13 protein-coding genes are annotated in these 13,653 nt (G+C 65.7%); 8 read left to right on the top strand and 5 right to left on the bottom strand.

Annotated elements, in window-relative coordinates; all coding sequences use genetic code 11:
• Positions 1 to 95: 95 nt before the first annotated feature.
• Positions 96 to 1,064, top strand: a complete 969-nt coding sequence (locus HF877_RS05735) for a carbohydrate kinase family protein (RefSeq protein WP_169620206.1) — start codon at positions 96 to 98, stop codon at positions 1,062 to 1,064.
• Between the two features lie 96 nt (positions 1,065 to 1,160).
• Here HF877_RS05735 and asnB read toward each other — a convergent pair whose 3' ends face one another.
• Entirely contained in the window at positions 1,161 to 3,086 is a 1,926-nt protein-coding gene (gene asnB / locus HF877_RS05730) for an asparagine synthase (glutamine-hydrolyzing) (protein ID WP_169620205.1), read from the bottom strand.
• Positions 3,087 to 3,395: 309 nt separating this feature from the next.
• Between asnB and HF877_RS05725 the strand changes: the two genes are divergently transcribed.
• The 3 genes from HF877_RS05725 to HF877_RS05715 all read left to right on the top strand — a co-directional run bounded on the left by HF877_RS05725 (position 3,396) and on the right by HF877_RS05715 (position 6,067).
• Complete coding sequence (locus HF877_RS05725) at positions 3,396 to 4,448, top strand: cytochrome c oxidase subunit II (RefSeq protein ID WP_169620204.1); 1,053 nt, start codon at positions 3,396 to 3,398, stop codon at positions 4,446 to 4,448.
• 40 nt (positions 4,449 to 4,488) lie between these two features.
• Positions 4,489 to 4,905: a cytochrome c oxidase subunit 4 gene (locus HF877_RS05720; protein ID WP_169620203.1), complete on the top strand. Its 417-nt coding sequence runs from the start codon at positions 4,489 to 4,491 to the stop codon at positions 4,903 to 4,905.
• Between the two features lie 208 nt (positions 4,906 to 5,113).
• A complete protein-coding gene (locus HF877_RS05715) occupies positions 5,114 to 6,067 on the top strand; it encodes a DUF808 domain-containing protein (protein WP_169620202.1) in 954 nt (317 codons plus the stop codon).
• 318 nt (positions 6,068 to 6,385) lie between these two features.
• Here the strand turns inward: HF877_RS05715 and HF877_RS05710 are convergent, their stop codons facing one another.
• On the bottom strand, positions 6,386 to 7,300 hold the full coding sequence (locus HF877_RS05710; protein ID WP_169620201.1) for a manganese catalase family protein: 915 nt from the start codon (positions 7,298 to 7,300) through the stop codon (positions 6,386 to 6,388).
• Between the two features lie 175 nt (positions 7,301 to 7,475).
• Here HF877_RS05710 and HF877_RS05705 point away from each other — a divergent pair, with 175 nt between their 5' ends.
• The 4 genes from HF877_RS05705 to HF877_RS05690 all read left to right on the top strand — a co-directional run bounded on the left by HF877_RS05705 (position 7,476) and on the right by HF877_RS05690 (position 9,917).
• Positions 7,476 to 8,624 carry a zinc-dependent alcohol dehydrogenase gene (locus HF877_RS05705; protein ID WP_169620200.1) on the top strand — a complete coding sequence of 383 codons (1,149 nt, stop codon included), beginning with the start codon at positions 7,476 to 7,478 and terminating at the stop codon, positions 8,622 to 8,624.
• Between the two features lie 12 nt (positions 8,625 to 8,636).
• Complete coding sequence (locus tag HF877_RS05700) at positions 8,637 to 9,254, top strand: hypothetical protein (protein ID WP_169620199.1); 618 nt, start codon at positions 8,637 to 8,639, stop codon at positions 9,252 to 9,254.
• Positions 9,255 to 9,334: 80 nt separating this feature from the next.
• Positions 9,335 to 9,478, top strand: a complete 144-nt coding sequence (locus HF877_RS05695; protein ID WP_169620198.1) for a hypothetical protein — start codon at positions 9,335 to 9,337, stop codon at positions 9,476 to 9,478.
• 46 nt (positions 9,479 to 9,524) lie between these two features.
• Entirely contained in the window at positions 9,525 to 9,917 is a 393-nt protein-coding gene (locus HF877_RS05690) for a hypothetical protein (protein WP_169620197.1), read from the top strand.
• Between the two features lie 70 nt (positions 9,918 to 9,987).
• Here the strand turns inward: HF877_RS05690 and HF877_RS05685 are convergent, their stop codons facing one another.
• Genes HF877_RS05685 through HF877_RS05675 form a run of 3 tightly spaced genes read right to left on the bottom strand, consistent with a single transcriptional unit; the run spans position 9,988 to position 13,651 of the window.
• Positions 9,988 to 11,655: a cytochrome bc complex cytochrome b subunit gene (locus HF877_RS05685; protein ID WP_169620196.1), complete on the bottom strand. Its 1,668-nt coding sequence runs from the start codon at positions 11,653 to 11,655 to the stop codon at positions 9,988 to 9,990.
• Entirely contained in the window at positions 11,652 to 12,782 is a 1,131-nt protein-coding gene (locus HF877_RS05680) for a ubiquinol-cytochrome c reductase iron-sulfur subunit (RefSeq protein ID WP_169620195.1), read from the bottom strand. Before HF877_RS05680 ends, HF877_RS05685 begins: the two co-directional genes overlap by 4 nt.
• Entirely contained in the window at positions 12,779 to 13,651 is an 873-nt protein-coding gene (locus HF877_RS05675) for a cytochrome c (protein ID WP_206036642.1), read from the bottom strand. Before HF877_RS05675 ends, HF877_RS05680 begins: the two co-directional genes overlap by 4 nt.
• Positions 13,652 to 13,653: the final 2 nt, after the last annotated feature.

The following is a 13,653-nucleotide window of genomic DNA, read 5'->3' as shown; positions in this document are numbered from 1 at the left end:
ACCGGGGCCCTCTCGTGTCTCCGGGTACCGTGAGGGCGCTACGGCCTCGTCCCGAGTGCCTCATCGTCCCGATTCCTGCGGAAAGGTACAGCCACGTGACCATCGCTGTGACCGGCTCCATTGCCACCGATCACCTCATGCGCTTCCCCGGCCGGTTCGCCGAACAGTTGCTCGCCGACCAGCTCGCACACATCTCGCTGAGCTTCCTGGTGGACGACCTCGTCGTCCGGCGAGGTGGTGTCGGCGGCAACATCGCGTTCGCGATGGGTGTGCTCGGCGGTTCTCCGGTGCTCGTCGGCGCGGTCGGCGCGGACTTCGCCGAGTACCGCGGCTGGCTGGAGAACCACGGCGTGAACTGCACGTCCGTGCATGTCTCCGAGACCGCGCACACGGCTCGGTTCGTGTGCACGACCGATGAGGACATGGCGCAGATCGCGTCGTTCTATCCGGGTGCGATGTCGGAGGCCCGCGAGATCTCGATCGCGGATGTCGTGGCACAACACGGAGTCGACCTCGTGCTGATCGGCGCCAACGACCCCGACGCCATGATCCGCCACACCGAGGAGTGCCGCCGGCTCGGCGTCCCGTTCGTCGCGGACCCCTCCCAGCAGCTCGCGCGCCTCGACGGCAAGCAGGCCGCCGAGCTCATCGAGGGCGCGGAGTACCTGTTCACCAACGAATACGAGTGGGGACTGCTCCAGCAGAAGACAGGTCTGACCGAGGACGAGATCGGCGCCAAGGTCGGCATGCGGATCACCACGCTCGGCGGCAACGGCGCGAACATCGTCGACCGTGACGGCAACTGGGTGCACGTCGGCGTGGTCCCGGACCGCGCGAAGGTGGACCCGACCGGCGTCGGCGACGCCTTCCGTGCGGGCTTCCTCGTCGCCCACCGCGCAGGACTGGGTGTCGAACGTGCCGCGCAACTCGGCTCGCTGGTCGCGGTGCACGTCCTCGAGACCACCGGGACGCAGGAGTGGACCTTCGACCGGGCCGATGCGCTCAAGCGTCTCGCCGACGCCTACGGTGCGGCTGCCGCGGACGACATCGCCGCCATCCTCTAGTTCACCGGGCTTCGGCTCTCGGAACGACAACAGACGGTCGTGGCCACTTCCGCTCGGCGGAGTGGCCACGACCGTCTGTTGTCGTGCGTGTGGTGCCTAGACCTCGACGGGGTACGCCGGTTCCTGGATCTGCGGAACGATGCGCTCCTCGACGAAGATGCCGTGCCAGATCATGAACACCAGCACGGTCCACAGCCGCCGGCTGTGGTCGACCGTGCCGACGCGATGGTCGTCGAGCATCTTCGTCACCGCGGCCTTGTCGATCAGGTGGTCGGTGCCGGACTCGGCGATCACCTGATGCGCCCAGTCGAACAGCTCGGTGCCGGCGAGCCAGTGCCGCAGCGGCACCGGGAACCCGAGCTTCGCGCGGTGCAGGACATGGGACGGGACGATGCCCTCGAGCGATTTACGCAGCGCGTACTTGGTGGTGTCCTTGGTGATCTTCTGGTCCAGCGGGACCTGCGACGCCACGCGGTACACCTCGGGATCGAGGAACGGGACGCGCAGCTCGAGGGAATTCGCCATGGTCATCTTGTCGGCCTTGACGAGGATGTCGCCGCGCAGCCACGTGAACAGGTCCAGGTGCTGCATGCGGGCGACGGGATCCCAGCCCACCGACCGCGCATAGATGGGCGCGGTGACGTCCTGGTGCGTCCACTCGGGCCGGAACTCGCGCAGCACCGACCGCAGTTGCGCGTCGCTGAAGCTCCGCGCGTTGCCGTAGTAGCGCTCCTCGAGCGGCATCGACCCGCGATGCAGCAGGCTCTTGCCCCGGGTTCCCTCGGGAATACGGTCGGACAGTCTGCCTGCGGCGCGGCGCAGCGCCGGAGGCAGGAACTCGAACGGTCGCAGCGACAGCGGCTCCCGGTAGATCGTGTAACCGCCGAACAGTTCGTCGGCGCCCTCGCCCGAGAGCACCACCTTGACGTGCTTGCGGGCCTCCTTGGCGATGAACCAGAGCGGCACCAGCGCCGGGTCGGCGACAGGGTCGTCGAGGTACCAGACGATCTCGGGAATGGCCGCGGCGAACTCGGCGGGGGAGACGACCCGCACCACGTGGCGCGCACCGATCGCGGCGGCGGACTCGGCGGCCACGTCGACCTCCGAATATCCCTCCCGCTCGAAGCCGGCCGTGAACGTGATGAGGTTCGGATTGTGGCGCATCGCCAGAGCCGCAATGGCGGTGGAGTCGATGCCACCGGACAGGAACGAACCCACCGTCACGTCCGCGCGCATGTGCTTGGCGACAGAATCCTCGAGCGCGTCGGCGATCTCGCGGTAGCGATCCTGCTCGCGGCCTGCCGCGAAGGGCCGCACCGGGAAGGTCGGTTCGAAGTACCGCGTGATCTCGGGCTCCGCTCCCGGGGTCAGTCGCGCGTAGCAACCCGACTCGAGCCGGCGGATCTCCTTGTGGAGCGATTCGGGCTCGGGCACGTACTGCAGGACCGTGTAGTGCTCCACTGCCCGCGGATCGAGTTCGGTACCGATGCCGATCAGGTCGGCCAGTTCGAGAAGGCTCTTCTTCTCGCTGCCGAACGCGGTGCCGGCGGTGCCGGTCGCGAGGAACAGCGGCTTGATGCCGAACGGGTCGCGTGCCAGGAACAGCTCACGGTTCACGGTGTCCCAGATCGCGAACGCGAACATTCCGCGCAGGCGGCGCACGGCCTCGGCGCCCCAGTGGTGGTACGCCGCGACGATGGTCTCGCTGTCGCCTTCGGTCTCGAACGTCGCCCCGAACTCGTCGGCGAGTTCCTTGCGCAGTTCGAGATAGTTGTAGATCTCGCCGTTGAAGGTCAGGGCATACCGGTCGGGCTGCTCCGGAGGCCCCCAGCGCAGAGGCTGATGCGAATGGGCGATGTCGATGATCGACAGGCGGTTGAACCCGAAGACGAGATCGGCATCATTCCAGGTGCCGTGTTCGTCCGGGCCGCGATGCCGGAGGCAGTGCATTGCGGACGCCACCTGGGCGACGGCCTCGTCGCTGGTGCCGTCGGTGGTCAGAAACCCGAGCAAGCCGCACACGCGTTCGGTACCTCATTCCGGTCGGGGTGTCAGAAGCGAACCAGCCGGCGACCACCGCTCAGGGGCCGTGGGAACTGTTCGCCGACGTTCGTCGTTGTTCCCTTGGAGTATGCCGCAGTCAGCCGGGAGGGCGAGCGGGCGGCACCGCGCAAAAACCGTCGTCACGTCGGTACGTTCCGGGCGAATCCCCAGGCGCGACACTTTCTTCGTGCCCCGAGGATGGATAGCGGCCGGGTTTGGTCTACGCTGCGTAGTAATTGGGCTGGCCCTCTTGGTGTGCCCTACTGAAATTGCAGCGATCAGGAAGGCGTGAACGTGGCGCAAGGTCGGATCCTTCGGCGGTTCGGGCTCGCAGCATCACTCGGCATTGCAGCCTTGGTGCTGACCGGGTGTTCGAGCGAAGAAGTCCTTCGTTTCGGCTGGCCGGAGGGCGTGACCCCCCAAGCCGAGCGTATGCGTGACCTGTGGACGTGGTCGGTTGTCGCCGCCCTCGTCATGGGAATTCTCGTGTGGGCCCTCACCTTCTGGGTGATCATCGCCTACCGGCGACGGAAGGACTCCCCGGAGTTCCCGCGGCAGACGGCATACAACGTGCCGCTCGAGCTCGCGTACACGGCGGCGCCGTTCGTTGCTGTGTGTGTCCTCTTCTACTTCACGGTCGTGGTGCAGAACTACGTCCTGGAGAAGGAAGACAACCCCAACGTCGTCGTCGACGTCACCGGTTTCCAGTGGAACTGGAAGTTCGGTTACCGCTCGATCGACCTCCAGGACGGAAGTCAGCCGTACAACGGCATCGACGAGGCCGCCGAGGAAGCAGTGCAGATCGACATCCCCAATGCGGAGGATGCGCACGCCGAACTCGGCCCGATCCACGGTGCCCCGGTCGAAGACCTGTCCTACCTGCACTACGACAAGATCGAGACGATCGGCACCAGCAACGAGGTTCCCGTCCTGGTCCTCCCGACCGGCAAGCGGATCGAGTTCTACCTCGCGTCGTCGGACGTCATCCACTCGTTCTGGGTCCCCGAGTTCCTGTTCAAGCGTGACGTGAACCCGAACCCGATCCAGAACAACTCCGACCCGGTCTTCCAGATCTCGGAGATCGAGCGGGAGGGCGCCTTCGTCGGTCGCTGCGCGGAGATGTGCGGTACCTACCACGCAATGATGAACTTCGAGGTCCGCGCGGTGAGCCCCGAGGACTTCGCACGCTTCATCGACCTTCGTAAGCCTGTCGAGGACGGCGGACAGGGTCTGTCCAACGCCGCCGCACTCGAGGCCATCGGCCAGAGCCCCGTCGCCACGTCGACGGTCCCGTTCAAGACCGATCGCACCGACCGTTCCGCATCCGGCGCCAGCGAGTGACCCGTCTCTTCGCCTTTCATCGACAAGGACAAGTGCTGATATGAAAATCGAAGCCAAGCTCTTCGAAGTGACGACGGTGTTCTTCGTGCTCGTCGCGATCGTGTACGGAACCTTCACAGGATTGTCCCGTACGGGCATCGAGTGGGCGGGTCTCACCGGCATCGTGCTCTCCGCCGGACTGACCCTCATCATCGGAACGTACTTCCGGTTCGTGGCTCGGCGTCTCGACACCCGCCCCGAGGATTACGAGGATGCCGAGATCAGCGATGGCGCCGGCGACCTCGGATTCTTCAGCGCGGGCAGTTTCTGGCCCATCCTGCTGGCCGCGTCGGCATCCTTCGCCGCCATCTCGCTGGCGTTCTTCCAGCCCTGGATGATCGCGGGTGCCGTGGTGCTGATCCTCGCGGCATCGGCCGGCCTGGTGTTCGAGTACCACATCGGTCCCGAGAAGCACTGAGCGAGTTCATAGTCCACAGCGGGCGCCACACCTTCGGGTGTGGCGCCCGCTGTCGTCGGCGCCGTTCCGGTTCTTCTCGAGGTGGAGCGGTTGTCACTCGTCCGGCTACGTACCGACGGGCTGTCGGGCCGGGCGGGCGATCGGCTACCGTTTGAAGGTCGACCCGCGACCGCGCGTCGCTCGATCGACCGAACTGTGGAGGTTTCCCGTGGCTGGTGGTCTCGTCGCCCTGCTGGACGACGTCGCGGCGCTCGCGAAAGCAGCAGCGGCGTCCATCGACGACGTCGGCGCAGCGGCCGGTCGCGCGAGCGTCAAGGCCGCGGGAGTGGTCGTCGACGACACCGCGGTCACTCCCCGCTACGTGCACGGATTCAGCCCGGATCGCGAACTGCCGATCATTCGCAAGATCGCGATCGGTTCCATCCGCAACAAGCTCCTGATCATCCTCCCGGTGGCGATGATCCTCAGCCAGTTCCTGCCGCAAGCGCTGCCGTACCTGCTCATCGCCGGCGGCCTGTTCCTGTGCTACGAGGGAGCGGAGAAGGTCTACGAGGCCCTCACCGGGGGCCATCACGAGGACGAGGCCGCGGACGCACCCAAGTCCGGACCGGAACTCGAAAAGACCATGGTCAACGGAGCCATCCGGACCGATCTGATCCTGTCCGCCGAGATCATGGTGATTTCGCTGTCGTCGGTCGAGTCCGAACCGTTCCTCACCAGGCTGATGGTTCTGATCGTCGTGGCGCTCCTCATCACCGCGCTGGTGTACGGCGTGGTCGCGCTGATCGTGAAGATGGACGACGTGGGACTGTCGCTCGCCCAGCGGCAGTCGTCGTTCGCTCGCCGGGTCGGCCGGGGACTCGTCGCCGCGATGCCGAAGGTGATGGCCGTGCTCACCGTCGTGGGGATCGCCGCGATGCTGTGGGTCGGCGGGCACATCCTGATCATCAATGTCGGCGAGGCCGGATTCCATTGGCCCGCCGACCGGCTTCACGATCTCGAGCACTGGTTCGGTGAACTCGTCCACGGCGGGTTCGGCGGTGTCCTGTCCTGGACTTCCGGGACCGTGGTCTCGGCCCTCGTCGGACTCGTTCTCGGGGCACTGGTGGTCCTGGTGATGCACCTGATTCCGAAGCGGAAGAAGACGTCCTCGGTGCACTGAAACTTCGGGCACTGAAACTTCGGGCACTGAAACTTCGGGCACTGAGACTTCGGGCACTGAGACTTCGGTGCAGTGAAAGTTCGACGCTCCGCGTTGTGACTGTTTGAGTCCGTGCCGTCCGGTTATCCGGGGTCGGCCACGAAAGTGGTCACCGTGCCCGGTTCGCAGTCGGCCACGTGTTGCGAACCTTCCGGGAGGACCCCGTCGGCGCCTGCGTCGGCGGGGTCTTCACATGCCTGCCTTCACATGTGGGGAGCGTTCCGACAACGGCGCGGGCCCGCGTCCCGGAGGACGCGGGCCCGCGCGCAGGTCAACAGATCAGGGCGTTTCGGGATCGAGGGCGTCCTTCATCTTGCCCATCAGCCCCTTCTCCGTGCCCAGCGCAGCCGAACGCGGCTCACCCTGCGACCCGTCATAGGTCGCATACAGCTTCGGATCCGGCGGCGGCGCACTGGCCACATCACCGAGCGGAACCGGATCGGCCAGGAACGACATCGGCGTCGACCCGTCGGGACCGGTACCGTGCGCCCACCGGCCCTGATCCGAGGCGACCCCGTCCGACAGATGCCACAAGCTCGTGGCATGTTCGGAATGCTCCTCGTCGAACAACGCGTTCGGTGCGATCGGGGACGGCTCGATCCCGTCGGCCTGCAGTTCCTCGATCGCCGCGAGCCACAGATTCTGGTGGTACGTATCGCGCGCCAGGTTGAACTCGAGCATGTCCTTGACACCCGGATCGTCGGTCATGTGATACAAACGCGCGGTTTGTACCCGGCCTTGGGCTTCGGCAGCGACGTTGGCCCGGAAGTCGGCGAGCAGGTTGCCGCTCGCGACGATGAACCGTCCGTTCCAGGGCACACCGTTGCTGTCCGACAGCGTCGGTCCGCCGCGGGAGACGATGGCCTGTTGCGGGTCCATTCCGCCGAGCACGGCCGCGACGACGGGGTCGGCGGCGGCGTTCTTGGTCGATTCGGTGGCCGGTGCGCCTTCGAGGAGCCGGGCGACCATGGTGGCGATCATTTCGACGTGGCCGATTTCTTCGGTGGCGACGTCCATGATCATGTCCTTGTACTTGCCGGGCATCCGGCAGTTCCATCCCTGGAACAGGTACTGCATGGTGACGGTCATTTCGCCGTATGCGCCGCCGATGAGTTCTTGGAGTTTGCGGGCGTAGACGGGATCGGGCTTCTCGGGTTTGACGTCGAACTGGAGGTGATCTGTGTGACGGAACAATTCTCTCCCTTTCGTGTCGGGACTTCTGAGTCCTGCGGTGGAGGTACCACCGCGAAACGCGACCAAACCTCCGAGATCGTGAGATCTCCCCGGAACTGATCGGCCCGGTCGTGCATCGGACGTATCCGAGGGCGTACCCGCGTGCCACGAACCACGAGGAGACCCGGGAGGCGACTTGAAAGCGATGGTGTACCGAGGGCCCTACAAGGTCCGGGTGGAAGAGAAGGACATCCCGCGTATCGAGCACCCGAACGATGCGATCGTGCGCGTGCAGAGAGCGGCTATCTGCGGTTCGGACCTGCACCTGTACCACGGCATGATGCCCGACACGCGTGTCGGGATGACCTTCGGTCACGAGTTCATCGGCGTGGTGCACGAGGTCGGGCCGTCGGTCCGCAATCTGACGCCCGGAGACCGGGTGATGGTGCCGTTCAACGTGTACTGCGGATCCTGCTACTTCTGTGCACGCGGGCTGTATTCCAACTGCCACAACGTCAATCCGAATGCCACGGCAGTGGGCGGCATCTACGGCTACTCGCACACCTGCGGCGGATACGACGGAGGCCAGGCGGAATTCGTGCGAGTGCCGTTCGCCGACGTCGGGCCCGAACCGATCCCGGAATGGATGGACGACGAAGACGCGCTGATGTGCACCGACGCGCTGGCGACAGGCTATTTCGGTGCCCAGTTGGGTGACATCACCGAGGGCGACACCGTCGTGGTCTTCGGGGCCGGCCCGGTAGGGCTGTACGCCGCGAAGAGTTCGTGGTTCATGGGCGCCGGCCGAGTCATCGTGATCGACCACCTCGAGTATCGACTCGAGAAAGCACGCACCTTCGCTCACGCCGAGACCTACAACTTCGCGGAATACGACGACATCGTCGTGCAGATGAAGAAGGCCACCGACTATCTCGGGGCCGATGTGGTCATCGATGCGGTAGGCGCGGAAGCCGACGGCAACTTCCTCCAGCACGTGACGTCGGCGAAGTTCAAGTTGCAGGGTGGATCACCTATCGCATTGAACTGGGCGATCGACTCGGTCCGCAAGGGCGGAACGGTCTCGGTCATGGGGGCGTACGGGCCGATGTTCAGTGCCGTCAAATTCGGCGACGCGATGAACAAGGGTTTGACGCTGCGGATGAATCAGTGCCCGGTCAAACGCCAGTGGCCGCGTTTGTTCGAACATATTCGCAACGGTTACATCAAGCCCAACGAGCTTGTCACGCACAGGATTCCGCTGGAACACATCGCCGAGGGATTCCACATCTTCTCCGCGAAACTCGACGAGTGCATCAAGCCGGTCATCGTGCCGGATGCCGGATGAGAGGGCTGCGTGATGGCAGAACACGAACTTCCGACCGCCTACGTCCCGAGCGCGCCACAGCCGCCGGACACCGATGCGTTGCGCGCACGTATTCCCGGATGGGGTGTGGACATCGATCCCGCGGACCGTCCGTCGGTACCGAAAGAGCGCTTCGACCCCGAGGCATCGGGTGCGCAATGGACCTTCCCCGAGCGACAGGAGGAGAGGTGGCCACGGGAACGATCCGTCGAGCATGCCTTCGTCACCCCGGTCTTCGGCACGGCGTGCCCGCCCAAGGGCCTGTCCGGAATGATCCGCAAGTACGCCTACCGCCGTTTCAGTGAAGGCCGTGCCGCGCACTGGCTCCTGCTGCTCGGTGCCGATCGTGTCGACGCGGTCGAGTCGCATCTGCGTTCCTTCGTTTCCGGGCGACCGGACAACCCGGTGACGGAAACGGGAGTCCGGGCGGAGTTCACCCATAACGGACCGGCGGAGCGTGCGAAGAGCACGCGAGTCGACAAGTCCCACCAGTGGCTCGATCCGATCCTCGTCGGCGCGCCGTGGCTCCTGGCTCTCGGTGCGGGACTCGGCGTCGCGATACGGACGGTGTCGAAGCGGACGGTCTCCAAGGGACTCGCCCGGCGGCGCTGACACACAGCGAACGGGTCGGACCGGCGCCCGGGTTCGGCGGGCCTGGGTTTGGCGGGCCGGGCATCGGAAACCCGATATCCATGAACAGCACCGAAGGACCCGCAGACCGTTACGACCCCAGCCAGGATCCGGACGCCGATCCAGAGAATCTCCGGTCCGGCGCACCCCTGCAGCCGGACCAGGCCGAAGGGGAAGACGATCCCGAGGAGACCGATCCCGAGTGACGTACAGGGCCGCCGGGGAGCGGCTCCGCGGGGGGAAGGCACCACGATGACAACGATCGCACCGGGTAGCGACACACTCGGCCACCGCCTCGCCCGGCTTCACGGCTCGCTGAATGTCGCCGGAGGGCTGTGGCCCCTTGTACACAGGCAGAGTTTCGAAGCCGTTTTCGGGGCGAAGGTGGATCGGTGGCTGCAATACACCGTCGCCGGGCTCCTAGTGGGCAACGGGATCGCGCAATTGCGGGCCGAGGACAGTCCCGAAGGGCACCGCCATGCTCGACGGGTCGGCGTGGCCACAGCCGCGACCCTCCTGGCCGTGGACCTGATCTACGTGCCGGCAGGCAGGATCCCCAAGACCTACCTGCTCGACGCCGCGATGGAAGCCGCACTGCTGGCGGGCTGGGGGATGCACGCCGCCGGTGGGGGAGGGAAGCGTTAGCGTCCCTGCACACGAGTGGGGCCCCGAACCTTGGAAGGTTCGGGGCCCCACTCGTGATGAAACGTGCCGGTCAGTGCTTCGTGTCGGGCAGGTTCGTCGTCGTCTCGGAACCGTTCGACTCGCCGTGCACGCGCTCCTGGTACTCACGGAGCGTGGTGCGCAGTTCGGCCTCGGCCTCGTGATGAGCCGCTTCGAGTGCAGCCGTCTCCTCAGCGGGGTCCGGACGCCACCAGCTGCCGGCCCCGGGCTTACCGGCGGTACCGAGACGGTTCATCGTCTTCGGGATCGCGGCGCCCTGGTACTCGAGCGGAACCGGGTGGCCGTGCTCGTCCACCGGGCCGAGCGGCTGGTGGATCTCGACGTACTCACCGTGCGGCAGGCGACGGACGATGCCCGTCTCGATGCCGTGCTCGAGGACCTGGCGGTCGCTGCGCTGGAGGCCCAGGCAGAACCGGTAGGCGATGTAGTACGCGAGCGGCGGCAGCACGACCAGGCCGATACGGCCCATCCACGTCGTTGCGTTGATCGAGATGTCGAACTTGTACGCGATGATGTCGTTGACGCACATGATGGTCGCGACCGCGTAGAAGGCCAGGGCCATCGCGCCGATGGCGGTACGAACCGGCACGTCGCGCGGACGCTGCAGCAGGTTGTGGTGTGCGTCGTCCTTGGTGAACCGCTTCTCGATCCACGGGTAGATCGTCAGGATCACGAACACCAGGCCCATGATCAGGGCGATCCAGAAGGGCTGCGGGATCGTGTAGCGGTTGAACAGGTACAGCTCCCATGCCGGCCAGATACGTGCCAGGCCGTCCGTCCACATCATGTAGATGTCGGGCTGAGAACCTGCGGAGACCTGCGATGGGTTGTACGGGCCGATGTTCCAGACCGGGTTGATCTGGAGGAGGCCGGACATCAGCGCGAGGACCGCGAAGGTCATCGCGAAGAACGCACCGGACTTCACTGCGAAGACCGGGAGGATGCGCACGCCGACGACGTTCTGCTCGGTGCGGCCGGGGCCGGGGAACTGGGTGTGCTTCTGGTACCACACCAGCGCGAGGTGCGCGGCGATGAGCGCCAGGATGATGCCCGGAACCAGCAGGACGTGCAGGACGTAGAAGCGCGGGATGATCAGGTCACCCGGGAAGTCGCCACCGAACAGGGCCCAGTGCATCCACGTGCCGATGACCGGGATGCTCAGCGTGATGCCGGAGAACGCGGCGCGGAGACCGGTACCGGAGAGCAGGTCGTCGGGGAGCGAGTAACCGAAGAAGCCTTCGAACATCGCCAGGATGAGCAGCAGCGAGCCGATCACCCAGTTGGCCTCACGAGGACGCCGGAACGCACCGGTGAAGAAGATGCGCAGCAGGTGCACCACGATGGACGCGGCAAACATCAGGGCAGCCCAGTGGTGGATCTGCCGGACGAACAGGCCGCCACGAACCTCGAAGGACAGGTTCAGGGTGGTCTCGTAGGCACGGGACATCCCCACGCCGCGCAGCGGCTGGTAGACGCCGTCGTACACGACGTGAGCCATCGAGGGGTCGAAGAACAGGGTCAGGTAGACACCGGAGATCAGCAGGATGATGAACGCGTAGAGCGCGATCTCGCCCAGCAGGAACGACCAGTGTGTCGGGAAGACCTTGTTGATCTGCCGACGGATGCCTGCCGACAGGTGATACCGGGAATCGATGTTCTCGGCGGCCTGTGCGGCGCGGGATGGAGTTGCAGTACTCACGGGCGACGCTCCCAAAATGCCGGGCCGAGTGCCTCGGTGAAGTCACCGTTGGCGACCAGGAAGCCCTCTTCGTTCACTGTAATAGGCAGCTGCGGCAGTGCACGAGCAGCGGGACCGAAAATCGGCTTGCAGTACTCGAGTGCGTCGAACTGCGACTGGTGGCACGGGCAGAGAATGCGGTTGCTCTGCTGCTCGTACAGCGAGGTGGGGCAGCCGAGGTGGGTGCAGATCTTCGAGAAGGCGAAGTAGTCGCCGTAGTTGAAGCTCTCCTGGCCCTTGCGCTTGATGGCGCGTTCGGCATCCTCCGTGCGCAGACGGATGAGCATGACGGCGTTGCGGATGCCGCGAAGGCTCTGCAGCAGCGCGTGGTCGTCGCCACGGTCGGATTCACGGAACGGGAAGACCGTCTCCATGCCGCCGGCGTCGAGATCCTCCGGGCGAACCAGGACGATGTCCTGGGGCCGTCCGGTGTCGCGGCGCAGGTAGATGGTTTCGCCCTCGTAGTTCGGGGTCCAGCCCGAGACCCACAGCGGCGACTTGTCGCCCTGTGCCCACGGGTTCTTGATCAAGCCGCCGAGCGGCATGATCAGGCCGACGCCCAGTGCGCCGCCGCCGAAGATCGCGGTGCGCTTGATCAGCTTGCGACGCGGGAGCGTCGACGTGTCGAGCGAATCGGCGAGCTCGGCGACGATCGTCTTGCGATCGACCTCCGTCGACGGGCCGTCGTGGCGATCCTGGATCGACACCTCTTCGGGGATGAACTTCTTCGTGAACTGCACCGCGCCGACACCGATACCGAGGATCGACAGACCCAGGGTGAGGCCGAGCATCGGGGTGTACAGGTTGTACAGGGTGTAGTTCGGGTCGCCCGGGCCCTGGTACTCCCACGGCCAGAACAGGTAGATCGCGATGAACGCGATACCTGCGATGCCGGCGAGCGCGAACCAGATCGCGACGCTTCGCTCGGCGCGCTTCTCGGCGCGGGTGCCCTCGACGGGCCACCGATCCTTGCGGAATGCGACATCGACACCGTCGAGATTCGTCCCGAGCGCGACGAGGTCGTCGCGGCTCATCTGTTCGAGGTTCTCGACCGAGTGCTTGTTAGTCGGCGTTTCGCCGCCACTCATGACCTTGCTCCGATCCACAGTGCAGCGCCGACGACGGCGACAATGCCGATGACCCACATCGTCGGGCCTTCGGCGGCCGGGCCGAACCCGCCCAATCCGTAGCCGCCGGGGTTCGTCGTCTCGCTGGCCGACTTGACGTACGCGATGATGTCCTGCTTCTCCTCGACCGTCAGCTGACGGTCGGAGAACTTCGGCATGTTCTGCGGCCCGGTGAGCATGGCCGTGTAGATCTGCTGTTCATTGGCCGGATCGAGGTTCGGCGCGAACTTTCCGGACGACAGCGCGCCGCCGCGGCCGGTGAAGTTGTGGCACGAAGCGCAGTTCTGGCGGAACAGTTCCGAACCGCGGCCGATGTCGTTGCCACGGAGCGAAGACTGGGAGATCTCGCCGTCTTCGTCACGGATGACCGTCGGGCCGCCGCCGTTCGCCTGGATGTAGGCACCGAGGGCGTCGGTCTGGGCCGCGTTGAACTTCGGTTCCTTGCGGAGCGCCTGGGCCTCGTTGCGCGAGGCCGGCATGCGACCGGAGGACACCTGGAAGTAGACGGCTGCCTCACCGACACCGATCAGGGTGGGACCGCGGTCCTGCACACCCTGCAGGTTGATGCCGTGGCATGTCACGCAGGAGGTCTCGTAGAGCTGCTTGCCCTCGCGGATCAGTGCGCTCTGATCGTCCTGCGCAGTGGCCACCTGCGGGGCAGGGGTCAACGCGGAGGCGAGGAAGCCGGCGCTGAGCAAGCCGACCGCCAGAACCAGGGCGCCCGTGACGCGCCGGCGGAATTTGCGCTGGCGGCGGGACTTGGCAGCGGAAGCTGTCGAGGATCGACCGGGCATGTCACCCTCGGAACCGAGAGGTGGGGATGAACTCATCT

The organism is Rhodococcus sp. BL-253-APC-6A1W, assembly GCF_012843405.1.
Lineage (GTDB): Bacteria > Actinomycetota > Actinomycetes > Mycobacteriales > Mycobacteriaceae > Rhodococcus.
This window is presented reverse-complemented; position numbering and strand designations above follow the sequence as displayed.

Excerpts from the sequence above, each read along its gene's own strand:
- HF877_RS05720 (WP_169620203.1), top strand. The coding sequence starts at position 4,489 with ATGAAAATCGAAGCCAAGCTCTTCGAAGTGACGACGGTGTTCTTCGTG.
- HF877_RS05700 (WP_169620199.1), top strand. The coding sequence starts at position 8,637 with ATGGCAGAACACGAACTTCCGACCGCCTACGTCCCGAGCGCGCCACAG.
- HF877_RS05695 (WP_169620198.1), top strand. The coding sequence starts at position 9,335 with ATGAACAGCACCGAAGGACCCGCAGACCGTTACGACCCCAGCCAGGAT.
- HF877_RS05675 (WP_206036642.1), bottom strand. The coding sequence starts at position 13,651 with ATGAGTTCATCCCCACCTCTCGGTTCCGAGGGTGACATGCCCGGTCGA.
- HF877_RS05690 (WP_169620197.1), top strand. The coding sequence starts at position 9,525 with ATGACAACGATCGCACCGGGTAGCGACACACTCGGCCACCGCCTCGCC.
- HF877_RS05680 (WP_169620195.1), bottom strand. The coding sequence starts at position 12,782 with ATGAGTGGCGGCGAAACGCCGACTAACAAGCACTCGGTCGAGAACCTC.